We start from the raw sequence: 19,588 nt of genomic DNA, 5'->3' as shown, positions 1-19,588 counted from the left end.
GTGAAAAAGAAAGGAAGTATTTTTATAGAAACTATAGTAGGAGTTAATATTATTTTATCAATGTTTTTAATAGTGGCATTATTGATAGGTGAAAATATAAAAAGCTCTTTTAGACGTAAGGAAATAGAAGAAGGAAATAGAATTATTTATTGTATAATGCAAGAAGTAAAATATAATATGACAATGGAAGATATATTAGCTTTAACAAATACTTCAGATTTAAGATTAGAAGTTTATGATGACTTTATATTTGATTTATCAAGATGGGATTTAGGAGAAATGCCAAAAGGTGATGAAATAATAATTAAAGCAATTTCAACAGAAGATCCCAATAAAATAGATATTAAAATAGAACTTATCTTAGATACTAAAGATGATAGTTTAGATAGAAGGTTTAGTAAATATAGGTGGATGGATTACTATGAGTAAATATAAAAAGGGATATACATTGATTGAAGTAGTTATAATTTTAGCAATAGTGCTTTTATTAGGAGGAGTAACATTAACCCTTTCTTATGAAACTATAAAAGATTATTTTATTAATATTAATATGTGTTACAGTGAAGATAAGTTTGATAATGCATTACTAAATATAGATACTATATGCAATAGCAATGGAATAGTTTCTATGGAAGAAAATAAGGTGTTTACAGATAAATTAACTAATGATATTAAGTCAGATAATATAGTAGTAACTTTCAAAGATATAAATGGAGAAATTTCTATTAAAATAATTTACTTAAAAGATGAGAGAATTGTTGTTAGAACTTTAAATTATAATGGAGAAATAGTTTCTGTTGGAGATAATACACTATTAGATAAGATTAAAAATTTTCAGGTTATACGTAAGAAAAATTTGATTTACTATTATATAGAAAATACATCATCTAAATCAAGAGGACGGTGTATATGAGAAAGAAGCAAGGTGTAATAATGCTAGAGGTATTAATATTATTAAATATTTTAACTATATTAATAATTTATAATTCTAAGATTATAATATCTAATTTAAGTAAGTACGATCTTTATGAAATAAAAGAAGATATTTTTTATGTAAATGATTTAGAGTATGGTTTATTAAATGAGGTAGTAAGTTTAATAGGGAATAATGAAGAAGTAGAGGGTTTTATATATGGATATAAGGAAGACTTAAATATTAACTATGAATATGTTTTTAGTAAAAATGAAAATTTTAGGTTTATTATAGAAGAAGGAAAACTTTATTTAAAAGAGAGATTTACTGGTAAAGTAGAGAGTATAAGAGAGATTGATATTTTATTTATTAAAAATGATAAGGAAGAGGTAGAAATTATTTTTAGGCCTAAGTTATATAAAATATTTTATATGGTATAGTAAGGAGAATAATATGAAAGATATTATAGTTTCTACTAAGGATGATTTTATATTTAAAAATAAACTATATGATGAAATTACAATTAAAAATGTTGTGAAAAAAGAAATTGATTTATTTATTTTTGAAGAAAATATATTAATTAAAGAGTTCGAAAATATAAGGAAAGTTAAGGAGTCTATTGTTGGTAAAATAGTAAAAGAGGAATATGGTGATGAGAATGATATTTTAATTCATTATGAACATGACAAAAAAAGAAAAAAATTATATTTGTATTCAATGGGTAATGGAAGAAAAGTAAAAAATCTAATTATTGAAGCAAAAGTTATTAAAGTAAAACCAATTCAATTTTATATTAAGAGCATAGTAGAAGCCAAAATAAAAAAGATAAAAGATTACATTATAATAATTGAGTTAAGGGAACTTATATATTTAATAAATGTAGAAAAAAATTTTATCGTTAAAAGTCTAATAAAAAATAAGGTTGATTTTAATTTCTATAATGAATTAAGCAATATTAAAAAGGGAGATATTTTAATTACCAGTAAAAAAGATGAAAATATTATTCCGGAAGAGCTAAGAGATAGACTACATATTATATCCTTTGACATAGGAGAAATAATAAATGAAAAAGTATTTAAAGTATAGAGATTTTATTCCTAAAGAGTTTGTTGAAAAAATACAATCTAAAGAAAGTGAAGAAAATAAAAAGGGATATAAGTTATTAATGTTATTAAATATAATTTTATTGCTTTTTAATCTTGAAAGTATATATAAACAAAGAGATGAAAAAGAATATATTCCAGAGGCTAATAAAAATTATATTGAAAAAGAAGAAATATTAAAATGGATAAGTTTATATGATGAAGATAGCATTAATTTTAGAGTTTTAAATAATACTGCTGAAATAACATATGAAAAAGATAAAAATATTAAAGAAATAGAAAAGTTAGGTGCAAAAATTAAAAAGGTTACTAATTATGATGATAAAAGGGTAGTGAACATATCATATGAATAGATTAAATATAGATTTAAGTCAGTACAAACAACAAATATTAGTTGTTATAACTATTATTCAAATTGGAATTATGTTTTATTATTTTAATACAGAGAATAAAGTAGAAAATATAGAAACAGTAAAGTGTGTTAGTTCGGGAAAATTAACGTTTAATGAGATAAATAATAACATAAATATAGATGAAGATATTGAAATATTAGAAGTAGAAGATTTAGGTGAAAAATGGTCTGTTAAAATAATGATAAATGGGAAGAATGAAAAAATAGAAGAATTAATGAATAATTTGGAAAAATTTGAAATATACAATTATGATATTAGTGGAAAAGATAATATTTTAACAGTAATATTGGAGTTATATAGTTAATTTTATTAAAAATTTTCATGTTCTTGATGAAATAATTGCATTTCTTTAGTAATTTTGATAGAATATTTTTGTTGTGTCACTAAACGACATATATAATTATGATTATTTGTTAAAAATAAAGGTCATAATAACTATGAATTCAATTGATTTGGAGGGAATTTTTTATGATATCAGCAGGTGATTTAAGAAAAGGTACTACTTTTGAGCATGAAGGACAAGTGTTTACAGTAATAGACTTTTTACACGTTAAACCAGGTAAAGGAGCTGCTTTCGTTAGAACTAAGTTAAGAAACGTTATTTCAGGTGGGGTTACAGATACTACTTTCAACCCAACTACAAAATTACAAGAAGCAGTAATCGAAAGAAAAGAAATGCAATATCTTTATTCTGATGGAGAGTTATACTACTTCATGGATCAAGAAACTTATGAGCAAATTCCATTAAACTATGAAAAAGTTGAAGATGCTATAAAGTTCATCAAAGAAAATATGTTTGCAGTAATCAAATTCTACAAAGGTGATGCATTCTCAGTTGAAGCACCAAACTTTGTTGAATTATTAATAACTCAAGCTGACCCAGGAATAAAAGGTAACACAGCTACAAACGCTATGAAACCAGCTACATTAGAAACTGGAGCAGTTGTTAATGTACCAATGTTCGTTAACGAAGGTGATACTATAAGAGTAGACACTAGAACTGGGGAATACATGGAAAGAGTTTAGTCTTAAAGTAAATGCTAGGTTTTTAACTTAGCATTTGTTTTTTTATAAGCGAGAATCTAAATCTTTGATTTAGTTATTCGAGCTTACACCTACGATTGAAATGAGCAGTGTGTTTGATATCAATCTTTGATTTAGTTATTAAATAAGGGTATAATTATATATATAAAATAATTTCTTCAAAGGAAGTGAAAGTATGAGAGAAATATATACTAAAATAGATAAAGTTAAAACCAAAATAAATGAGATAAAAGATGAAAAATATGCTGATATATTTAATTCTTTAAGTGATATATTGTTAGAGTTGTCTTCACAAGTTGAGGAGTTAAATTCAAGACAAGAATATTTAGAAGAAAATATAGAATATATAGATAATGATTTAACAGATATACAAGAGGAACTATTTGAGGAAGTATCATTTGATGATTTAAATGAATTAGAAGATGAATATATTGAGATCCAATGTGAAAAATGTAGCAAACCTTTATTTGTAGAACAGCAAGCATTAAAGAATAATAATGCTATTCCTTGTCCATTTTGTGGAGGTATAGCTAAGGAATAATACATATATATTTTTTTTATAAAATATACTTATTTTCAAAAACACAAGTTATTGTAACTAGTTTACAATAACTTGTGTTTTTTTAATTAAATTTATGGAATTTATAAGTAGTTAAGTAAATATATTATTATAGATATTTATTTTACATATGTTTTAAAGAAATAATTTACATATTTTTTTTATAGTATGAATAATTAGCTATTATGTGAAATAAAAATTAAAGAGAAAGGTAATTAAGGAAGTGATGATATGAGATACGAGGAAATTTATAAAATACTTCCGGAAACTATAGGAAATAGTATCAAGGAATTTTTAATGGCGGATGGAATACAGGAAATAAGAATTAAAGTTGGAAAGCCAATAATATTAAATTTATCATTTCAAGAAAAAGTGTTAGATTATATTCCTACGAGAGAAGATTTAAGGTATATGATAACTAAAATTTCTAATTATTCATTGTATGCATTTGAAGAAGAGATTAAGCAAGGATATATTACATTAAAAGGAGGACATAGAGTTGGACTTGCTGGAGAGTGCGTAATATCAAAAGGTGAAGTTAGAACTATAAAGAATATCTCATCATTGAATATAAGAATATGTAAAGAGGTTATAGGTTCATCTAATAAAGTAATGAGATTTATTACAAATGATAATAGAGTATATAATACATTAATAGTATCTCCTCCTAAATGTGGGAAAACAACAATATTACGAGATATAGCAAAAAATTTATCAAATGGAATGTATCAAATAAATTTAAAAGGAAAAAAAGTAACAATAGTAGATGAAAGAAGTGAAATTGCTGCTTGTTATAATGGGATTCCTCAAATGAATGTAGGAATTAGAACTGATATTTTAGATAATTGTTTAAAGAAGTCAGGAATGATTATGGCTATAAGAAGTCTTTCTCCAGAAGTATTAATATGTGATGAAATAGGAACAGAAGGTGATTTAGAAGCACTGAATATGGCTTTTAATTCAGGAGTTAATATTATAGTTACAGTACATGGTTATGATATAGATGATATTTATAATAGAAAAGTTTTCAAAGAATTAATAGATAATTGTGTGCTAGAAAGAGTTATAGTCTTAAGCAATCGAAGGGGGGCTGGAACTATAGAAAAAGTTTATAAGGTAAATAGGGGGAAGGAATTACAATGCTTAGAAATGTAATGATTTTTTTAATGTTTCTAATTTGTACATTTGTAGGTTATTTTTATGGAGAAAATTACAAAAGAAGAAGTATACATTTAAAGGAGTTTCAAAAAAGTTTATTATTGTTAAGTAATGAGATTATATATTCTAATACTCCATTGCCAGAAGCCTTATTAGAAATTAGCAAAAAGGTTTCAGAGCCAGTTTCAGAGATATTTACTGATATGGCATTTACACTTGACAATGGTTATACGGGGAGCATATATGAGAGCTTTGAAAGTGCTTATACAAAAATAGCAGAAAAAGTAAATTTAAGTGTAGATGATCATAAAATTATAAGTGATTTTTTTAAAACTCTTGGTTCATCTGGAGTAACAGGACAAGACAAAATATTTAAAGTAGCATTAGATAATATAGATGTAAATTATAAGGAAGCTAGAAGGTTTGAAAAAGAAAATATTAAATTATATAGAACGTTGGGATTGTCTATTGGTGCGATGCTAGCAATATTTTTTATCTAAGGGGGGATATAATTTATTATGTTTGATGTAAGTTTATTATTTAAAATCGGTGCAATGGGAATTTTACTTATGGTTATTGAAAAAGTATTAAAAGGAAATGGGAAAGATGAAATTGCAGTATTAGCTAATTTAGCAGGAATGGTTATTATATTAATTACTATTATCGGAATGATATCAAATCTTTTTGATACTGTGAAAACTATGTTTACTTTTTAGGTGGGCTTTATGGAGATAATTAAAGTTGCATTTTTTGCTTTTACTGCGTTATTCATATTCCTTTTATTGAAAGATAAGAAATCAGAAGTTGGATTGTTTGTAGTTCTCGCAGCTGGAATAGGAATATTCCTTTATATGATAGGACAGTTAGGAGATGTAATAGATTTTATTAAAGAAATTGCAAATAAAGCTAATATAGACACTGTATATATTGGTATTGTATTAAAAATTCTTGCAATAGCTTATATAACATCATTTTGCAGCGAAATATGTAAGGATTCTGGTGCAGGAAGTATAGGTACTAAGGTTGAATTTGCAGGGAAAATTATGATATTAGGACTAGCTATTCCAATCTTAATGGCTGTATTGAATTCAATTCTTCAGATATTGTAGGTGAGAAAATGAGAAACTATATTTTAAAGATAATTTGGTCTTTGACAATTATCAGTATTCTAACAGTTAGTGGAATTTCTATAGTTCCCAATAAAGTTGTTTATGCAGAAGAACTTACTACTGTAACCAATGATGAAGAGGTAGAATCAAAGCTTAACAGCTTATATGATTATATAAACACAATGAAAAGTGATGTAGAACTTGTTAATGAACTAGACCCTATAAGTTATATACAAAGTTATATAGAAACAGGAGAAGGAAATATATCATTTTCAACAGTTTTAAATGCTGTAATAAGTTTGTTTTTTAGAGAAGTAAAAACCGTGTTAGCATTAGCATTTTCAATTGTTGCAATAGGAATAATATGTTCATTGTTTAAAAATATACAATCTTCTTTTTCTAGTGAGGGAGTATCACAAGTAGCTTTTTATGCTTGTTATGCAATTTTAATAATATTACTATCAAAAACTTTCATTATATCAATATCACTAGCAAAGGATGTCATTGTTCAAATAGCAGATTTTATGGATAAGGTTTTACCAGTATTAGTATTGATGCTAGCAGCAGCTGGAGGATTAACTCAAGCAGCTACAATGGATCCAATAATACTTGGAGCTACAATATTAATTCCTAAAATATATATAAATGTAATAATACCATTAATATTAATAACATTTGTATTGCAGTTTACAAATAATATCTCAACTGAAGCAAAACTATCCAATTTATGTGGAATGGTAAAAAAATCTACTGTATGGCTTCAGGGAATTATTCTTACAATTTTTATTGGTGTATTAACAATTAGAGGTATAACCTCTTCAACAATAGATGCAGTTACTTTAAAGACAACTAAATTTGCTGTTGATAATTTTATACCAATAGTAGGAAAGTCATTTTCAGATGCTATAGCATCTGTAGCAGGATATTCATTGATTATAAAAAATGCCATTGGATCTATTGGATTAATAGTTATAATATTAATAATTTTATATCCTATTATTAAATTAATATTATCATCACTTATATTTAAGCTTTCAGCAGCATTACTTGAACCTATAACAGATAAAAGAATTACTAGCTCTATAGCTGCAGCAGGAGAATCATTAGTGCTTATAATGTCCTGTGTAGTAAGTGTAAGTATAATGTTCTTTATTCTTATATCAATTATGATATCTGCAGGTAAATTTGTTATAGGAGGTTAAGGTGATGGAGTATATAAATAATTTTGTTATAACATTAGTTGCAACTATGATATTTATGACTGCAGTAGATATAATTTCTCCAGATAATTCAATGAAGAAGTATATAAAATTTGTATTAGGTCTTATATTGATTTCAGTAATGATAAATCCAATTATAAAATTTTTTACTGGTGGAGAACAAGAGTTAGTAAATACAATAAAGAATTATGAAAGCATGTTTTATGAAGGAACTACTAGTGAAAATGAAAAGGATGTAAGCAAAAATCAAATAGAATCTTTTAAAAATAATTTAAATAGCAATTGTGATAGCTTACTTAAGGAAGAATTTTCAAATAAAGATTTTAAATCTAATGTTGAATGTGAAATAAATTTACAGAGTATGACATATAGCATAGAGAGTCTAGAAGTTGGTGTAAAGGAAAATGGAATAAAAATAGTTGACAGCATTAAAATTAATATAGATGAGGAAAGTGAAGAAGCAGTATCTAATGATGGAAAAGTAGAAAACGCAGAGGAAATAAAAAATTATTTATCAGAAGTTTTTAAAATACCACCAGAAAAAATAAAGTTATATAGTATGGGAAAATAGAAAAAGATAGGAGGGTGAAGAGAGGTATGGATAAAGATAAATTTAATGGTGAAATGAATAAACTAATGCAAAATAAAAAGTTTGTTAACTGCTTAATAGTATTACTTGTAATTATATTTTTATGGCTAGCGGTAAGTAATTTTATGGGAGATGATGCTGGATTAAGTAAGGGGAATGTTGATAACACACCTAGTGGAGCACAGGAAGTTGCTGGAGATGAAGGTATTACAACATCTAAAGAACTATTAGATTATGAAACACAAAAAAAGCAAGAATTAAAAAGTATACTTTCTAAAATAGATGGCGTGGGTGAGGTTGAAGTTGAGATTTATTTTGAAAGCAGTGAAGTATTAGTACCAGCTACAAACTCAAATACTCAAACATCTGAAACACAAGAGGAAGATAATAATGGAGGAACAAGGATAACAAAGCAAGAAACAGAGGGTGCAACAGTTGTAATGCAAAATGATTCAAATACAAGTGAACCTTTTATAACGAAAACTTATAAGCCTCAGATTACAGGTATAATAATCGTTGCAGAAGGAGCAAAGAGCAATAAGATAACTTATGATATACAAAAAGCTGTATCAAGCTTCTATAATTTAAGTTTAGATAAGGTTAATGTATATCCTATGGGTAGCTAGCATATAATGTTATATAAAAAGAATGGGAGGAATTAAAAATGACAAAAAAACAATTTGGGATTATTTTTACACTTATGGCTTTAATAGTATGTGTTGGAGTGCTATCTATGAAGCTAAATGAAAATGGATATAACGATCCAACAAGCTTAGAGGCTGTATTAAAACAAAATACTGACAATACTAAAACAGATTCAGCAACAGAAGAAACTTTAAGTACAACAGAATATTTTTATAGCATGAGATTAACTAAAGAGCAACAAGATGAAAAGTATGTAGATGATATGAAGGCTATTACAGAGGATGCTAATGCATCACAAGAATCAAAGGATATAGCAAATAATGCATTAGTTGAAAAGGCTAAGATGAAAGATCAAGAAAGTAGGGTTGAATCAGAAATTAGAAATAAAGGTTATGAAGATGCTCTTTGTATGATTAATGAGAATAAAACAGTTAAGGTTTATGTTAAAGTAGAAGATGTTTTAACTGAAGAAAATTCAGCTTCAATTAAGAAAGTTGTTGAAGATATTACTACATTAAATGATGTAGATATAACATCAATGAAATAATTCGTTGTAATATAAAGGCTCTTTTGCTATAATAAACATAAGGAAAAGTAGGTTTATATAATAAACCTTAAGGAGGTTAAGGCATGGAAAATGTAAACAATGAATCTACTATAGGAATTGTTAAAATTTCTGATGAGGTAGTAAGTGTTATAGCGGAAATAGCAGCAGATGAAATTCAAGGAATCGTTGAAGTTCCACATGGAGTTTCAAGTAACATATCACAAATATTAAAAGGTAAAAAGTCTTCTAGTGGGAAGAGTGTAAAAGTTACATTAGAAGAGGATAAGGCTATAATTGAATTAAATGTAGCTGTAGAGTATGGTATGAAAATTCCAGAGGTAGTAAGTGCAGTTCAAGAAAATGTAAAAAAGACTGTTGAAGCTATGACTGGATTAAAGGTTGACAAAGTTAATGTCAATGTTCAAAACATATTTGTTCCAAAGCAGGAGCAACAGGAAACATTAGAAGTTTAGTAAAAAAACCCTCTGTTAAACAGAGGGTTTCTCATTGTAATAGAAAAAATATAATGTTTACATAAACTGAATTCTTAAGATGAAGGTTGGAATTCTTATCTAGGGGCCATTTTTTGTTGTATTTCATCTTAAAATAGGTGAAAATTTTACAACTACTAACTATCAAATAAAATTTTTAGATAGTAAATTTTATAAAAATTATTTATAATAGTAAAAGTTGAGCCATAAAAGTTATTTTTTATGGACATAAATAAGATAATATTGTAATATACATATGTTTAATTAATGTAATATAAGTTTATAATACAAATAAAGAGATTAATGTATATTATATATACTCAGGAGGAAGTTATGAAAAGACAGAAATCAAGAGAAAAAGCAATGGAGTTGCTTTTTAGCATGGAACTTAGCAAAAATAGTTATGAGGAAACAATAGAAAATTTTATCGAAGATTATGAGATGGATTTAAATACTATAGACGTAGAATATATAAAAAATGTTGTAAAAACAGTTACTGATAACTTAGAAGTTATTAATGGTAAGATAGTAGATGCTTTAGTAAATTGGAAATTAGATAGAATTTCTAAAGTTAACATTACAATATTAAGATTAGCAGTAGGAGAAATGCTTTTTGTTGAGGATGTTCCAGGTAGCGTAGCAATAAATGAGGCAGTTGAATTAACTAAAAAATATTCAGATGAAAAGAGCTGTTCATTTGTTAACGGAGTATTAGATAAAGTCTTAAAAAGTTTATAAACGAAAAATTATTTTCGAGAGAGTTAGAGGGGGCAAAAACATGGGTGATAGAATAGATGGTAAAGTTATAGCTTTAGGAGTTAAGGAAGATATAAAAAACTTTGTAGAAAGTAGAAAGTTAAAAGGAATAAATACTCCTAAGGTTGCATCTATATTAGTTGGGAATGATGGAGGATCATTATTTTATTTAAATAATCAAGAAAAGGTGGCAGTTTCACTAGGATTAGAGTTTGAGAGAATTCATTTAAGTGAAGAAGTAACAGAAATTGAATTAGTAAAAAAAATAGAAGAATTAAATAATGATAATAGTATTAATGGAATAATACTTCAGTTACCTTTACCTAAAAACATGGATGAAAAGAAAATAATATCATCAATATCTCCAGAGAAGGATATAGATTGCTTAACATTTGTTAATCAAGGTAAATTGTATATGGGAGAAGATACTTTTATGCCATGTACTCCTAAATCAGTATTAACAATATTAAAGAGCTTAGATATAAACTTAGAGGGAATGGAAGTTGTTGTTGTTGGAAGAAGTAATATAGTAGGTAAGCCAGCATCAGCATTAATGCTTAAAGAAAATTGTACAGTTACAATTTGCCATTCAAGGACTAAAGAATTAAAAGAAGTATGTAAGAGAGCAGATATTTTAATTGTTGCTATAGGAAAAGCAAAGTTTATAGATGATAGCTATGTAAAAGATGGTGCAATAGTTATTGATGTAGGAACTAATTCTGTAGAAGGAAAAATTACTGGTGACGTTGATTTTGAAAAAGTTATAAATAAAGCTGCTTTTGTTACACCTGTTCCAGGTGGTGTTGGGGCTCTTACAACAACTCTTTTAATGAAGAATGTATGTGAGGCTTTAGAAAAGTATGAAAATGAAAATTAAAACTTTAACAGTATCAGAAGTTAATAATTATATAAAAAAGGTATTAGATAATGATTTCATATTAAATAACCTTTCTGTAAGAGGAGAAATTTCAAATTTAAAATATCATTCTAGTGGGCATATTTATTTTTCATTAAAAGATGAGAATAGTAAGATTAATTGTATTATGTTCAAAAGTAAAAGCTTTGATTTAGATATAGTATTACAAGAAGGAATGGCTGTAATAGTATCAGGAAGAGCGTCTGTATATACTGCAAATGGAACATTTCAGATATATTGTGATAGGATAGAACAAGAAGGTCTAGGGGAACTTCACATAAAATTTGAAAAGTTAAAGGAAAAGTTAAGTAGGGAGGGGTATTTTGAAGAAGAGTTTAAAAAACCCCTTCCTAAAAATCCATATAAGATAGGCATTGTAACGGCAGAAACTGGTGCTGCTATACATGATATAATTAATGTTATAAGAAGAAGAAATTCAAAAGTTGATATTATTCTTTATCCTGCCTTAGTACAGGGGGAGGGAGCATATAAAACTATAATTGAAGGTATAGAGTATTTTAATAAAAAGAAAAATGTAGATGTTATTATAATAGGTAGAGGTGGAGGATCCATGGAAGAACTATGGAACTTTAACGAAGAGCCATTAGCATATGTTATTTTTAAATCATCAATACCTATTGTATCAGCCGTTGGTCATGAAGTTGACTTTACTATATCAGATTTTGTAGCAGATTTTAGAGCAGCCACTCCGTCACAAGCAGCTGAAGTAGTTGTACCTTTAGAAGTAGATCAATATAAGCAGATTAGTAACTATGAAGATAGATTAAGTACTATAATAGGTGATAGACTTAAAGAAGAAAATCAAAAGGTTAAAAGTTTAGAGAAAATTTTAAGTTTAAATTCACCAAGCAATAGAATTGTAAATGCATATTTAGAGATTGATAATTTAAAGGAAAAAATAGAAAAGATATTAGAGTTTAAGATAAAGAGCAATAAAGAGAAGATATTCTCGTTAAATAATATATTAAATGCCCATAATCCTTTAAATATTTTAGCAAAAGGTTATGCTATAATAGAGGATGGAAATGGCAAATTAGTTAAAAGTAAAGAGTTTTTTGAAGGTGATACCGAAATAAAAATTTCTATGGAAGATGGGTATGTAAAAGGAAATTTTACTCCTACAGAAAAAGGAGGATTTTGTCATGGCAAAGAAGGAAAGCTATAATGATATGTTAAATAATTTAGAAGTTATTTTGTCTACATTAGAAAATGAAGAGTTAAGTTTAGAAGATGCTATGAAAGAATATGAAAAGGGAAGCAAAATCGTTAATAAATTATATAAGACATTAGATGCGTTAGAGGGCAAATTCTTAACAATTAAAGAAAATGCTGAAGTGGTGAAAGAAAATGATATTTAATGAAATGAAAAATGATATAAATAAATTTTTAGCAAATTATTTTAAGAATAAGGGGAACTACAATAAAGTTATTTATGATTCAGCAAGCTACAGTATTAATATTGGAGGTAAGAGAATAAGACCTATATTAATGCTTTTAACGTATAGTATGTATAAAGAAAACTGGAGAGAAATATTAGAATTTTCTTCAGCTATTGAAATGATTCATACATATTCATTAATACATGATGATTTACCATGTATGGATAATGATGATCTTAGAAGAGGAAAGCCTACTAATCATAAAGTATATGGTGAAAATATAGCAGTATTAGCGGGAGATGCGCTTTTAAATGAAGCTATGAATTTAATGATGAAGTTTGCTTTGAAAAATGATAAAAACGCATTAGTGGCAGCAGAAATGATTGCATCTGCAGCAGGACCAGAAGGTATGATAGGCGGGCAAGTAGTAGATATAATTAATGAAGGTAAAAAAATAAGTGAAAATGAACTTAAATATATGCATATGAAAAAGACAGGGGCGCTTATTAAAGTTTCTATATTAGCAGGGGCAATACTTGGAGATGCATCAAAAGAAGATATTATTAAATTAGATAAGTTTGGTGAAAATTTAGGCTTAGCGTTTCAAATAAAAGATGATATTTTAGATGTTATAGGAAGCACAGAAAAATTAGGAAAAAATGTCTTGAGTGATGAGGAAAGCAATAAAACTAACTTTATTACAATGCATGGGTTAGAGTATTGCATTAAGGAATGCGAGAGGCTAACAAAAGAAAGCATTGAGATATTAGATAGTTTATCTGTAGATACTGAAGCTTTAAAGGTTTTAACTAAGGAACTTTTAGACAGAGAAAACTAAATGAAGGAATGATAAATATGTCAAAATTATTAGAGGATATAAATTATCCACGAGATGTGCAAACTTTGACTAATAAGGAACTCTATAAGCTTAGTGATGAAATACGAGAATTTTTAATAGAAAAGGTATCCAAAACTGGAGGACATTTATCTTCAAATTTAGGTGTTGTTGAATTAACACTTAGTTTATATAAAACATTTAACTTTGAAAGAGATAAAATAATATGGGATGTTGGACATCAAACTTACGTTCACAAGATATTAACAGGACGTAAAGAAAAATTTGATACATTGAGAAAATATAATGGTTTATGTGGATTTCCAAAGATAAGTGAAAGTAAGTATGATTCATTTGGTGTTGGTCATAGTAGCACATCAATATCAGCAGCTTTAGGCATAGCAAGAGCAAGAGATATTAAGCATGAAGATTATAATGTTATTGCCGTTATAGGTGATGGTGCATTAACTGGAGGTATGGCATTAGAAGCACTTAATGATGTTGGTTTTAATAAAACTAATATGATTATAGTTTTAAATGATAATCAGATGTCAATTTCTAAAAATGTAGGTGGATTATCTAATCATTTAAATAAATTAAGATTAGACCATAGCTATAATAAATTAAAAGAAGACATAAATTCTACTTTAAGTAATAGCAATGCTGGTAAAACAGTAGTCCAATATTTACATAGAGTAAAAGACAGTTTAAAACATTTATTAGTACCATCAATGTTATTTGAAAATATGGGTGTAAAATATATTGGACCTATAGATGGTCATGATATTGAATTAATGAATGAAGTATTTAGTAAGGCTAAAGAAATTAATGGACCTGTAATAATTCATACAGTAACGCAAAAAGGAAAGGGTTATGAATTTGCAGAAAAAAATCCAAATAAATTTCATGGAGTTTCACCATTTGATTTAGAAAGTGGTGAAAGTTATATTCCAGCAAAAAAGACATATTCTAAAGTATTTGGAGATACTATGTTAGAGCTAGCAGAAAAAAATAGTGATATAGTTGCAATAACTGCGGCCATGCCAGATGGTACAGGCTTAAAGGAGTTTGCTAAAAAGTATAGTAATAGATTTTTTGATGTTGGAATAGCAGAAGAACATGCTACTACACTTGCAGCTGGTATGGCAAGTGCTGGATTGAGACCTGTTTTTGCAGTATATTCAACATTTTTACAAAGAGCTTTTGATCAAATTATACATGATGTTTGTATTCAAAATTTACCAGTGGTTTTTGCAATTGATAGAGCAGGAATTGTAGGTGATGATGGAGAAACTCATCAAGGGGTATTTGATTTATCTTATTTATCTGCAATACCTAATATGACAGTTTTAGCACCAAAGCATTTAGAAGAGTTAGCTATAATGTTAAATTGGGCTGTAAAACAAAATGGACCTATTGCAATAAGATATCCAAGAGGTGCTGATTGCTGTGAAGATATATCTGCAATAAGTGAAATAAAATACGGAAAATGGGAAAAGATAATCAATGGAGAGAAAGTCGCTATAATAGCAGTAGGAAAGATGGTACAACATGCTATGATTGCAAGAAAATTATTAGTCAATAAGGGAATTAATCCTACTATTATAGGAGCAACTTTTGTAAAACCTATAGATACTGAGATGTTAAGAGAGCTGATTAATGAAGGATATAGCATTATAACTATTGAAGATAACGTTATTAATGGTGGATTTGGAAGCTATGTATTAATGGAATTAAATAAGCTTAATTTTAATGGGAAATTTAAGTGTTTAGGATTTAATAATGAATTTGTTCCACATGGTGATGTTAATTTACTATATAGAGATGCAGGGCTTGATGCAGAAGCTATAGAAAAATGTGTTATAAACATTTTAGGATAAAGGAGAAAAATATGGCATCTAAGAAAGAAAGATTAGATATATTATTAGTTGAAAAAGGAATTTGTGAATCAAGAGAAAAAGCAAAAACTAATATTATGGCAGGACTTATATTTGTTGATGGGCAAAGAGTGGATAAGGCTGGAGAGAAAATTAAAGTTGATGCTGATATAGTATTTAAGGGGGAAAAACTTAAATATGTAAGTCGTGGAGGCTTAAAGTTAGAAAAAGCAATGAAGACTTTTGGAATTGATCTTACAGATAAGGTTTGTATGGATATAGGAGCATCAACAGGTGGATTTACAGACTGTATGCTTCAAAATAATGCATCTAAAGTTTTTGCAGTAGATGTAGGATATGGGCAATTTGCTTGGAAGCTTAGAACTGATGAAAGAGTTGTTTGTATGGAGAAAACTAATATTAGATATGTTACTCCAGAAGACATTGGTGTAGCTTTAGATTTTGCATCAATAGATGTATCATTTATTTCATTAAGAACTATAATGCCTGCAGTAAAGGCATTACTAGGAGATAAAGGTGAAGTTGTTGCGTTAATAAAGCCACAGTTTGAAGCAGGAAGGGATAAAGTTGGAAAGAAAGGTGTTGTAAGAGATAAGGAAGTACATTTAGAGGTTATCGATAGAATAATAAACTTCTTAATAGAAAATCAATTAAATGTACTAGGATTAAGCTACTCACCAATTAAGGGTCCAGAAGGAAATAGAGAATATCTTGTTTACTTTACTAAGGATAAAGAAAAAGAGGGGAATTTCGAGTTAAGTCAAATTGAAGATATTGTAAATGAATCTCATAGCCAGCTTTAAAAGCTGGCTATAGGTATATAAGTATAGTAAAGGGAGATAATATGAAAAATATTGTAATTGCATTGAATCCGTCAAAAGATATTGAAGGAAAAATATTATCTTTAGTTATTGAAAAAATTACAAATATATTTAAAAACTCTAAAGTAACTGTACTTAATAGTTATGAAATAAATAAGTATAAATTTGATAATAATTTAGATTTACTTATAGTTTTAGGGGGAGACGGAACTTTACTGGGTATAGCTAGAGATATTAATGGGAAATATGATGTTCCTATTTTAGGAATAAATATAGGAAATTTAGGATTTTTGTCAAGTATAGAAATACAAGATTTAGACGAAGCTTTAAATAAGATAAAAAATGGACAGTATCATATTCAAAATAGAATTCTTTTAGAATGTAAAAGTGATGATGAAAGTAAGGATATTAATAGTAAAGCTTTAAATGATGTTGTAATAGCAAGGGGAACATTGTCAAGAATGGCAAAGTTTGAAGTGTATATAGATAAAAAATTATATTATACTTTTAAAGGAGATGGATTAATAGTTTCAACTCCTACAGGGTCTACAGCATATTCATTTTCTGCAGGAGGACCTTTTGTATATCCAGATGTTGAAGTCATAACATTAACTCCTATTTGCCCTCATACTAGAGGAATGCAGCCAATTGTATTAAAAAGTAGTAGTGAGATTTTAATTAATGCTGAAAATTATAATGGAGAAATTTATTTAACATTTGATGGCCAAGAAGCTAGAAAAATTAAAGATAATACATCTATAATAATTAAAAAGGCTAAAGATGTTGCAAAAATTTTATTGTTTGATAATTATGATTATTTTAATGTTTTGAGAAAAAAAATATTAAATAACTAAAAAAATATTTTTAAATTAAATTAAATAGAACTTTGATATAAAATAGGATTCCTGTACTAATGATTGTACATTAATTAACAAATTGAGAAGGTGATAAAAATGAAGTCAAAAAGACATAGTAAAATATTAGAAATTATTAATGATAATGATATAGAAACACAAGAAGAATTAGCAGAAGCGCTTAAATATGCAGGGTATGATGTAACTCAAGCAACGGTATCTAGAGATATAAAATTATTGAAATTAGTAAAAATTCAAGGTGAATCAGGAAAATATAAATATATATCTGCAACAAAGGAAGAGCGTGATATAAATGATAAGCTTTATAGCATTTTAAAAAATGCAGCAATAGATGTAGAGCAAGTTGATAAATTTGTTGTTATAAAAACATTAACAGGTGCTGCATCAGCTGCTGCAGAGGCAATTGATACATTATATACAAATGATGTTGCTGGAACAATAGCCGGTGATAATACTATTTTTGTATTAGTTAGAACTGATGAAAAAGCTATAGAGCTAATTTCTAAAGTAAGAAAGATGATTTCTTAGAGTTTATAAAGGTGGGGTATAATGCTAATTGAATTAAGTATTAAAAATTTCGCATTAATTCAAGAGTTATCAGTTGAGTTTGGTGCAGGATTTAATATATTATCAGGAGAAACTGGTGCAGGTAAATCAATACTTATAGATACTATAGACTATGTATTAGGTGGGAAATTTTCTAAGGATCAAATAAGATATGGAGAAGATAAAACAATAGTAGAAGCAGTATTTTCAATTGAAAATGATGAAATTTACGACGTATTAGAAGAATTAGGTATAGAGAAGGATGAAATGCTAATAATACGTAGAGAAACTACATTACATGGTAAAAGCTTAATAAAAGTTAATAATAGAAGTATTGTATTATCACAATTAAAAAAGATAAGAGAAAAGCTATTAGATATTCATGGTCAGCATCAAAATCAAAATTTATTAAATAAAGGTACTCATATTTTATATGTTGATGAATTTTATTATGATAAAATAAAAGACTTACTTGAAGAATATGATAAATTAAGAAGTACTTATTTAGAAAATGTTGAAAAGATAAATAAGTTATCAGGAAATGAAAATGGAGAAAAATTAGCAGATTATATTAAATTTCAAATAGAAGATATAGAAAAGGCTAATTTAAAGGTTAATGAAGAAGAAGATTTAAAAGATGAATTCAATATGTTATCAAATGCTGAAAAAATATCAAATAGTTTAGTAAAATCTTATGGATATTTAAATTCATCTAATGAAGGGATTTCAGTATTAGAAGGATTATCAAAAGTTATTTCTGAACTATCATTAGTTGAAAACCACTCTGAAATAATAAGAGAAAAGAAAACACAAATAGAAGAAGCATTTTATAGTTTAGAAGAAGTGACAAGAGAAATACGTGATATAGGTAGTGAAATACAATATGACGAAGATAGATTGGCACAAATAAATGAAAGAATATATACTATAAGTTTATATAAGAAAAAATATGGAAACTCAATACAAGAGATTTTAGATAATTTAAAAAATTTAAAAGAAAAATATAATGAGTTAATAAACTCTGAAGAAATAATAAATAAGTTAAAAGAAGAACTTATTATTATAGAAGAAAAAATGAAAGTAATAGGTAAAAAACTTCATGAATTAAGAGTTGAGGCTGCTGAAATATTAGAAGTTAATATTAAGAAAGAATTATCTTATGTTGGACTTGAAAAAGCAATAATAAAAATTGAAGTTAATTTAACTGATGAAATGAATTCAAGAGGTTATGATGAAGTTCAATTCTTAGTTTCAGCAAATCCAGGTGAACCTTTAAAACCATTAGAAAAGGTATTATCAGGTGGTGAATTATCAAGAATAATGCTTGCTTTAAAATGTGTTTTTGTAGATAAAGATAAAATACCAACGCTTATTTTTGATGAAATAGACACTGGTATTAGTGGAACTATTGGAAAACGTGTTGGAGAAAAAATGTATGAAGTTTCAATAAAGCATCAAGTATTATGTATAACTCATTTACCACAAATTGCAGCACTTTCTGATAATCATTATTTTGTATCTAAACATGTTGTGGATGGAAAGACATTTACAGGAATAAGAATGTTAACAAGAGAAGATAAAATTAGAGAGATTGCTAAAATGGTTGGTGGAGATGAAATAAGTGATGTTACTATCGAAAATGCATCAGAAATGGTGAAATTTGCCGAAATAAAAAAGAAAGAAATGAAAAATATTTAAGAAAATTATACATAAGCCTAGGCAATACGGTAAAGAATAAAATCATGGTAAA

The 19,588-nt window shown here is 27.1% G+C and carries 27 protein-coding genes; all 27 read left to right on the top strand.

Translation table 11 applies throughout. From position 1 onward, the window contains the following. A complete protein-coding gene (locus I4V51_RS07540) occupies positions 1-429 on the top strand; it encodes a hypothetical protein (RefSeq protein ID WP_195987717.1) in 429 nt (142 codons plus the stop codon). After that, positions 422-913, top strand: coding sequence for a prepilin-type N-terminal cleavage/methylation domain-containing protein (locus I4V51_RS07535; RefSeq protein WP_195987716.1), 492 nt, complete (start codon positions 422-424; stop codon positions 911-913). The genes I4V51_RS07540 and I4V51_RS07535 overlap by 8 nt, the downstream gene beginning before the upstream one ends. Further along, positions 910-1,353, top strand: coding sequence for a hypothetical protein (locus tag I4V51_RS07530; protein WP_195987715.1), 444 nt, complete (start codon positions 910-912; stop codon positions 1,351-1,353). The genes I4V51_RS07535 and I4V51_RS07530 overlap by 4 nt, the downstream gene beginning before the upstream one ends. 13 nt (positions 1,354-1,366) lie before the next feature. Then, positions 1,367-1,999: a hypothetical protein gene (locus I4V51_RS07525; RefSeq protein ID WP_195987714.1), complete on the top strand. Its 633-nt coding sequence runs from the start codon at positions 1,367-1,369 to the stop codon at positions 1,997-1,999. Continuing rightward, positions 1,977-2,369 carry a hypothetical protein gene (locus I4V51_RS07520; protein WP_195987713.1) on the top strand — a complete coding sequence of 131 codons (393 nt, stop codon included), beginning with the start codon at positions 1,977-1,979 and terminating at the stop codon, positions 2,367-2,369. Before I4V51_RS07525 ends, I4V51_RS07520 begins: the two co-directional genes overlap by 23 nt. Further along, the gene (locus I4V51_RS07515; RefSeq protein ID WP_195987712.1) at positions 2,362-2,733 is read left to right on the top strand and encodes a hypothetical protein; all 372 of its coding nucleotides are present in this window, start codon (positions 2,362-2,364) and stop codon (positions 2,731-2,733) included. Before I4V51_RS07520 ends, I4V51_RS07515 begins: the two co-directional genes overlap by 8 nt. Positions 2,734-2,897: 164 nt before the next feature. After that, the gene (gene efp / locus I4V51_RS07510; RefSeq protein ID WP_195987711.1) at positions 2,898-3,455 is read left to right on the top strand and encodes an elongation factor P; all 558 of its coding nucleotides are present in this window, start codon (positions 2,898-2,900) and stop codon (positions 3,453-3,455) included. Positions 3,456-3,648: 193 nt separating this feature from the next. Continuing rightward, positions 3,649-4,014, top strand: coding sequence for a CD1247 N-terminal domain-containing protein (locus I4V51_RS07505; protein WP_195987710.1), 366 nt, complete (start codon positions 3,649-3,651; stop codon positions 4,012-4,014). A gap of 249 nt (positions 4,015-4,263) precedes the next feature. Further along, positions 4,264-5,187: a stage III sporulation protein AA gene (spoIIIAA, locus tag I4V51_RS07500; protein ID WP_195987709.1), complete on the top strand. Its 924-nt coding sequence runs from the start codon at positions 4,264-4,266 to the stop codon at positions 5,185-5,187. Next, a complete protein-coding gene (spoIIIAB, locus tag I4V51_RS07495; protein ID WP_195987708.1) occupies positions 5,172-5,690 on the top strand; it encodes a stage III sporulation protein SpoIIIAB in 519 nt (172 codons plus the stop codon). Before spoIIIAA ends, spoIIIAB begins: the two co-directional genes overlap by 16 nt. A gap of 18 nt (positions 5,691-5,708) precedes the next feature. Further along, positions 5,709-5,906 (top strand): stage III sporulation protein AC, encoded by a 198-nt coding sequence (gene spoIIIAC, locus I4V51_RS07490; RefSeq protein ID WP_195987707.1) that lies wholly within the window; start codon positions 5,709-5,711, stop codon positions 5,904-5,906. A gap of 9 nt (positions 5,907-5,915) precedes the next feature. Then, positions 5,916-6,299: a stage III sporulation protein AD gene (spoIIIAD, locus tag I4V51_RS07485; protein ID WP_195987706.1), complete on the top strand. Its 384-nt coding sequence runs from the start codon at positions 5,916-5,918 to the stop codon at positions 6,297-6,299. An 8-nt stretch (positions 6,300-6,307) separates the two neighbouring features. Further along, on the top strand, positions 6,308-7,501 hold the full coding sequence (gene spoIIIAE, locus I4V51_RS07480; RefSeq protein WP_195987705.1) for a stage III sporulation protein AE: 1,194 nt from the start codon (positions 6,308-6,310) through the stop codon (positions 7,499-7,501). A gap of 4 nt (positions 7,502-7,505) precedes the next feature. Then, complete coding sequence (gene spoIIIAF / locus I4V51_RS07475) at positions 7,506-8,090, top strand: stage III sporulation protein AF (RefSeq protein ID WP_195987704.1); 585 nt, start codon at positions 7,506-7,508, stop codon at positions 8,088-8,090. 26 nt (positions 8,091-8,116) lie between these two features. After that, on the top strand, positions 8,117-8,734 hold the full coding sequence (gene spoIIIAG, locus I4V51_RS07470; protein ID WP_195987703.1) for a stage III sporulation protein AG: 618 nt from the start codon (positions 8,117-8,119) through the stop codon (positions 8,732-8,734). Positions 8,735-8,772: 38 nt separating this feature from the next. Further along, a complete protein-coding gene (locus tag I4V51_RS07465; RefSeq protein ID WP_195987702.1) occupies positions 8,773-9,300 on the top strand; it encodes a SpoIIIAH-like family protein in 528 nt (175 codons plus the stop codon). 83 nt (positions 9,301-9,383) lie between these two features. Next, positions 9,384-9,773 carry an Asp23/Gls24 family envelope stress response protein gene (locus tag I4V51_RS07460; protein WP_195987701.1) on the top strand — a complete coding sequence of 130 codons (390 nt, stop codon included), beginning with the start codon at positions 9,384-9,386 and terminating at the stop codon, positions 9,771-9,773. A gap of 351 nt (positions 9,774-10,124) precedes the next feature. After that, on the top strand, positions 10,125-10,529 hold the full coding sequence (gene nusB, locus I4V51_RS07455) for a transcription antitermination factor NusB (RefSeq protein ID WP_195987700.1): 405 nt from the start codon (positions 10,125-10,127) through the stop codon (positions 10,527-10,529). Positions 10,530-10,569: 40 nt separating this feature from the next. Continuing rightward, on the top strand, positions 10,570-11,424 hold the full coding sequence (locus I4V51_RS07450) for a tetrahydrofolate dehydrogenase/cyclohydrolase catalytic domain-containing protein (protein ID WP_195987699.1): 855 nt from the start codon (positions 10,570-10,572) through the stop codon (positions 11,422-11,424). Further along, positions 11,414-12,649 carry an exodeoxyribonuclease VII large subunit gene (gene xseA / locus I4V51_RS07445; protein WP_195987810.1) on the top strand — a complete coding sequence of 412 codons (1,236 nt, stop codon included), beginning with the start codon at positions 11,414-11,416 and terminating at the stop codon, positions 12,647-12,649. Before I4V51_RS07450 ends, xseA begins: the two co-directional genes overlap by 11 nt. Further along, positions 12,627-12,842 (top strand): exodeoxyribonuclease VII small subunit, encoded by a 216-nt coding sequence (gene xseB, locus I4V51_RS07440; RefSeq protein ID WP_195987698.1) that lies wholly within the window; start codon positions 12,627-12,629, stop codon positions 12,840-12,842. Before xseA ends, xseB begins: the two co-directional genes overlap by 23 nt. Then, positions 12,832-13,701 (top strand): polyprenyl synthetase family protein, encoded by an 870-nt coding sequence (locus I4V51_RS07435; RefSeq protein ID WP_195987697.1) that lies wholly within the window; start codon positions 12,832-12,834, stop codon positions 13,699-13,701. Before xseB ends, I4V51_RS07435 begins: the two co-directional genes overlap by 11 nt. A gap of 17 nt (positions 13,702-13,718) precedes the next feature. Continuing rightward, complete coding sequence (gene dxs / locus I4V51_RS07430) at positions 13,719-15,578, top strand: 1-deoxy-D-xylulose-5-phosphate synthase (protein WP_195987696.1); 1,860 nt, start codon at positions 13,719-13,721, stop codon at positions 15,576-15,578. An 11-nt stretch (positions 15,579-15,589) separates the two neighbouring features. Beyond that, on the top strand, positions 15,590-16,399 hold the full coding sequence (locus I4V51_RS07425) for a TlyA family RNA methyltransferase (RefSeq protein WP_195987695.1): 810 nt from the start codon (positions 15,590-15,592) through the stop codon (positions 16,397-16,399). A 41-nt stretch (positions 16,400-16,440) separates the two neighbouring features. Then, the gene (locus I4V51_RS07420; RefSeq protein WP_195987694.1) at positions 16,441-17,271 is read left to right on the top strand and encodes an NAD(+)/NADH kinase; all 831 of its coding nucleotides are present in this window, start codon (positions 16,441-16,443) and stop codon (positions 17,269-17,271) included. A 99-nt stretch (positions 17,272-17,370) separates the two neighbouring features. Then, a complete protein-coding gene (locus I4V51_RS07415) occupies positions 17,371-17,820 on the top strand; it encodes an arginine repressor (protein ID WP_195987693.1) in 450 nt (149 codons plus the stop codon). A 21-nt stretch (positions 17,821-17,841) separates the two neighbouring features. Further along, complete coding sequence (recN, locus tag I4V51_RS07410) at positions 17,842-19,536, top strand: DNA repair protein RecN (protein WP_195987692.1); 1,695 nt, start codon at positions 17,842-17,844, stop codon at positions 19,534-19,536. The last annotated feature ends 52 nt before the right edge of the window (positions 19,537-19,588 follow it).

Origin of the sequence: Clostridium sp. D53t1_180928_C8, assembly GCF_015667795.1 — a bacterium.
Taxonomy (GTDB): domain Bacteria; phylum Bacillota; class Clostridia; order Clostridiales; family Clostridiaceae; genus Clostridium.
This window is presented reverse-complemented; position numbering and strand designations above follow the sequence as displayed.

Excerpts from the sequence above, each read along its gene's own strand:
- I4V51_RS07535 (WP_195987716.1), top strand. The coding sequence starts at position 422 with ATGAGTAAATATAAAAAGGGATATACATTGATTGAAGTAGTTATAATT.
- I4V51_RS07530 (WP_195987715.1), top strand. The coding sequence starts at position 910 with ATGAGAAAGAAGCAAGGTGTAATAATGCTAGAGGTATTAATATTATTA.
- I4V51_RS07525 (WP_195987714.1), top strand. The coding sequence starts at position 1,367 with ATGAAAGATATTATAGTTTCTACTAAGGATGATTTTATATTTAAAAAT.
- I4V51_RS07520 (WP_195987713.1), top strand. The coding sequence starts at position 1,977 with ATGAAAAAGTATTTAAAGTATAGAGATTTTATTCCTAAAGAGTTTGTT.
- I4V51_RS07515 (WP_195987712.1), top strand. The coding sequence starts at position 2,362 with ATGAATAGATTAAATATAGATTTAAGTCAGTACAAACAACAAATATTA.
- efp (WP_195987711.1), top strand. The coding sequence starts at position 2,898 with ATGATATCAGCAGGTGATTTAAGAAAAGGTACTACTTTTGAGCATGAA.
- I4V51_RS07505 (WP_195987710.1), top strand. The coding sequence starts at position 3,649 with ATGAGAGAAATATATACTAAAATAGATAAAGTTAAAACCAAAATAAAT.
- spoIIIAA (WP_195987709.1), top strand. The coding sequence starts at position 4,264 with ATGAGATACGAGGAAATTTATAAAATACTTCCGGAAACTATAGGAAAT.
- spoIIIAB (WP_195987708.1), top strand. The coding sequence starts at position 5,172 with ATGCTTAGAAATGTAATGATTTTTTTAATGTTTCTAATTTGTACATTT.
- spoIIIAC (WP_195987707.1), top strand. The coding sequence starts at position 5,709 with ATGTTTGATGTAAGTTTATTATTTAAAATCGGTGCAATGGGAATTTTA.
- spoIIIAD (WP_195987706.1), top strand. The coding sequence starts at position 5,916 with ATGGAGATAATTAAAGTTGCATTTTTTGCTTTTACTGCGTTATTCATA.
- spoIIIAE (WP_195987705.1), top strand. The coding sequence starts at position 6,308 with ATGAGAAACTATATTTTAAAGATAATTTGGTCTTTGACAATTATCAGT.
- spoIIIAF (WP_195987704.1), top strand. The coding sequence starts at position 7,506 with ATGGAGTATATAAATAATTTTGTTATAACATTAGTTGCAACTATGATA.
- spoIIIAG (WP_195987703.1), top strand. The coding sequence starts at position 8,117 with ATGGATAAAGATAAATTTAATGGTGAAATGAATAAACTAATGCAAAAT.
- I4V51_RS07465 (WP_195987702.1), top strand. The coding sequence starts at position 8,773 with ATGACAAAAAAACAATTTGGGATTATTTTTACACTTATGGCTTTAATA.
- I4V51_RS07460 (WP_195987701.1), top strand. The coding sequence starts at position 9,384 with ATGGAAAATGTAAACAATGAATCTACTATAGGAATTGTTAAAATTTCT.
- nusB (WP_195987700.1), top strand. The coding sequence starts at position 10,125 with ATGAAAAGACAGAAATCAAGAGAAAAAGCAATGGAGTTGCTTTTTAGC.
- I4V51_RS07450 (WP_195987699.1), top strand. The coding sequence starts at position 10,570 with ATGGGTGATAGAATAGATGGTAAAGTTATAGCTTTAGGAGTTAAGGAA.
- xseA (WP_195987810.1), top strand. The coding sequence starts at position 11,414 with ATGAAAATTAAAACTTTAACAGTATCAGAAGTTAATAATTATATAAAA.
- xseB (WP_195987698.1), top strand. The coding sequence starts at position 12,627 with ATGGCAAAGAAGGAAAGCTATAATGATATGTTAAATAATTTAGAAGTT.
- I4V51_RS07435 (WP_195987697.1), top strand. The coding sequence starts at position 12,832 with ATGATATTTAATGAAATGAAAAATGATATAAATAAATTTTTAGCAAAT.
- dxs (WP_195987696.1), top strand. The coding sequence starts at position 13,719 with ATGTCAAAATTATTAGAGGATATAAATTATCCACGAGATGTGCAAACT.
- I4V51_RS07425 (WP_195987695.1), top strand. The coding sequence starts at position 15,590 with ATGGCATCTAAGAAAGAAAGATTAGATATATTATTAGTTGAAAAAGGA.
- I4V51_RS07420 (WP_195987694.1), top strand. The coding sequence starts at position 16,441 with ATGAAAAATATTGTAATTGCATTGAATCCGTCAAAAGATATTGAAGGA.
- I4V51_RS07415 (WP_195987693.1), top strand. The coding sequence starts at position 17,371 with ATGAAGTCAAAAAGACATAGTAAAATATTAGAAATTATTAATGATAAT.
- recN (WP_195987692.1), top strand. The coding sequence starts at position 17,842 with ATGCTAATTGAATTAAGTATTAAAAATTTCGCATTAATTCAAGAGTTA.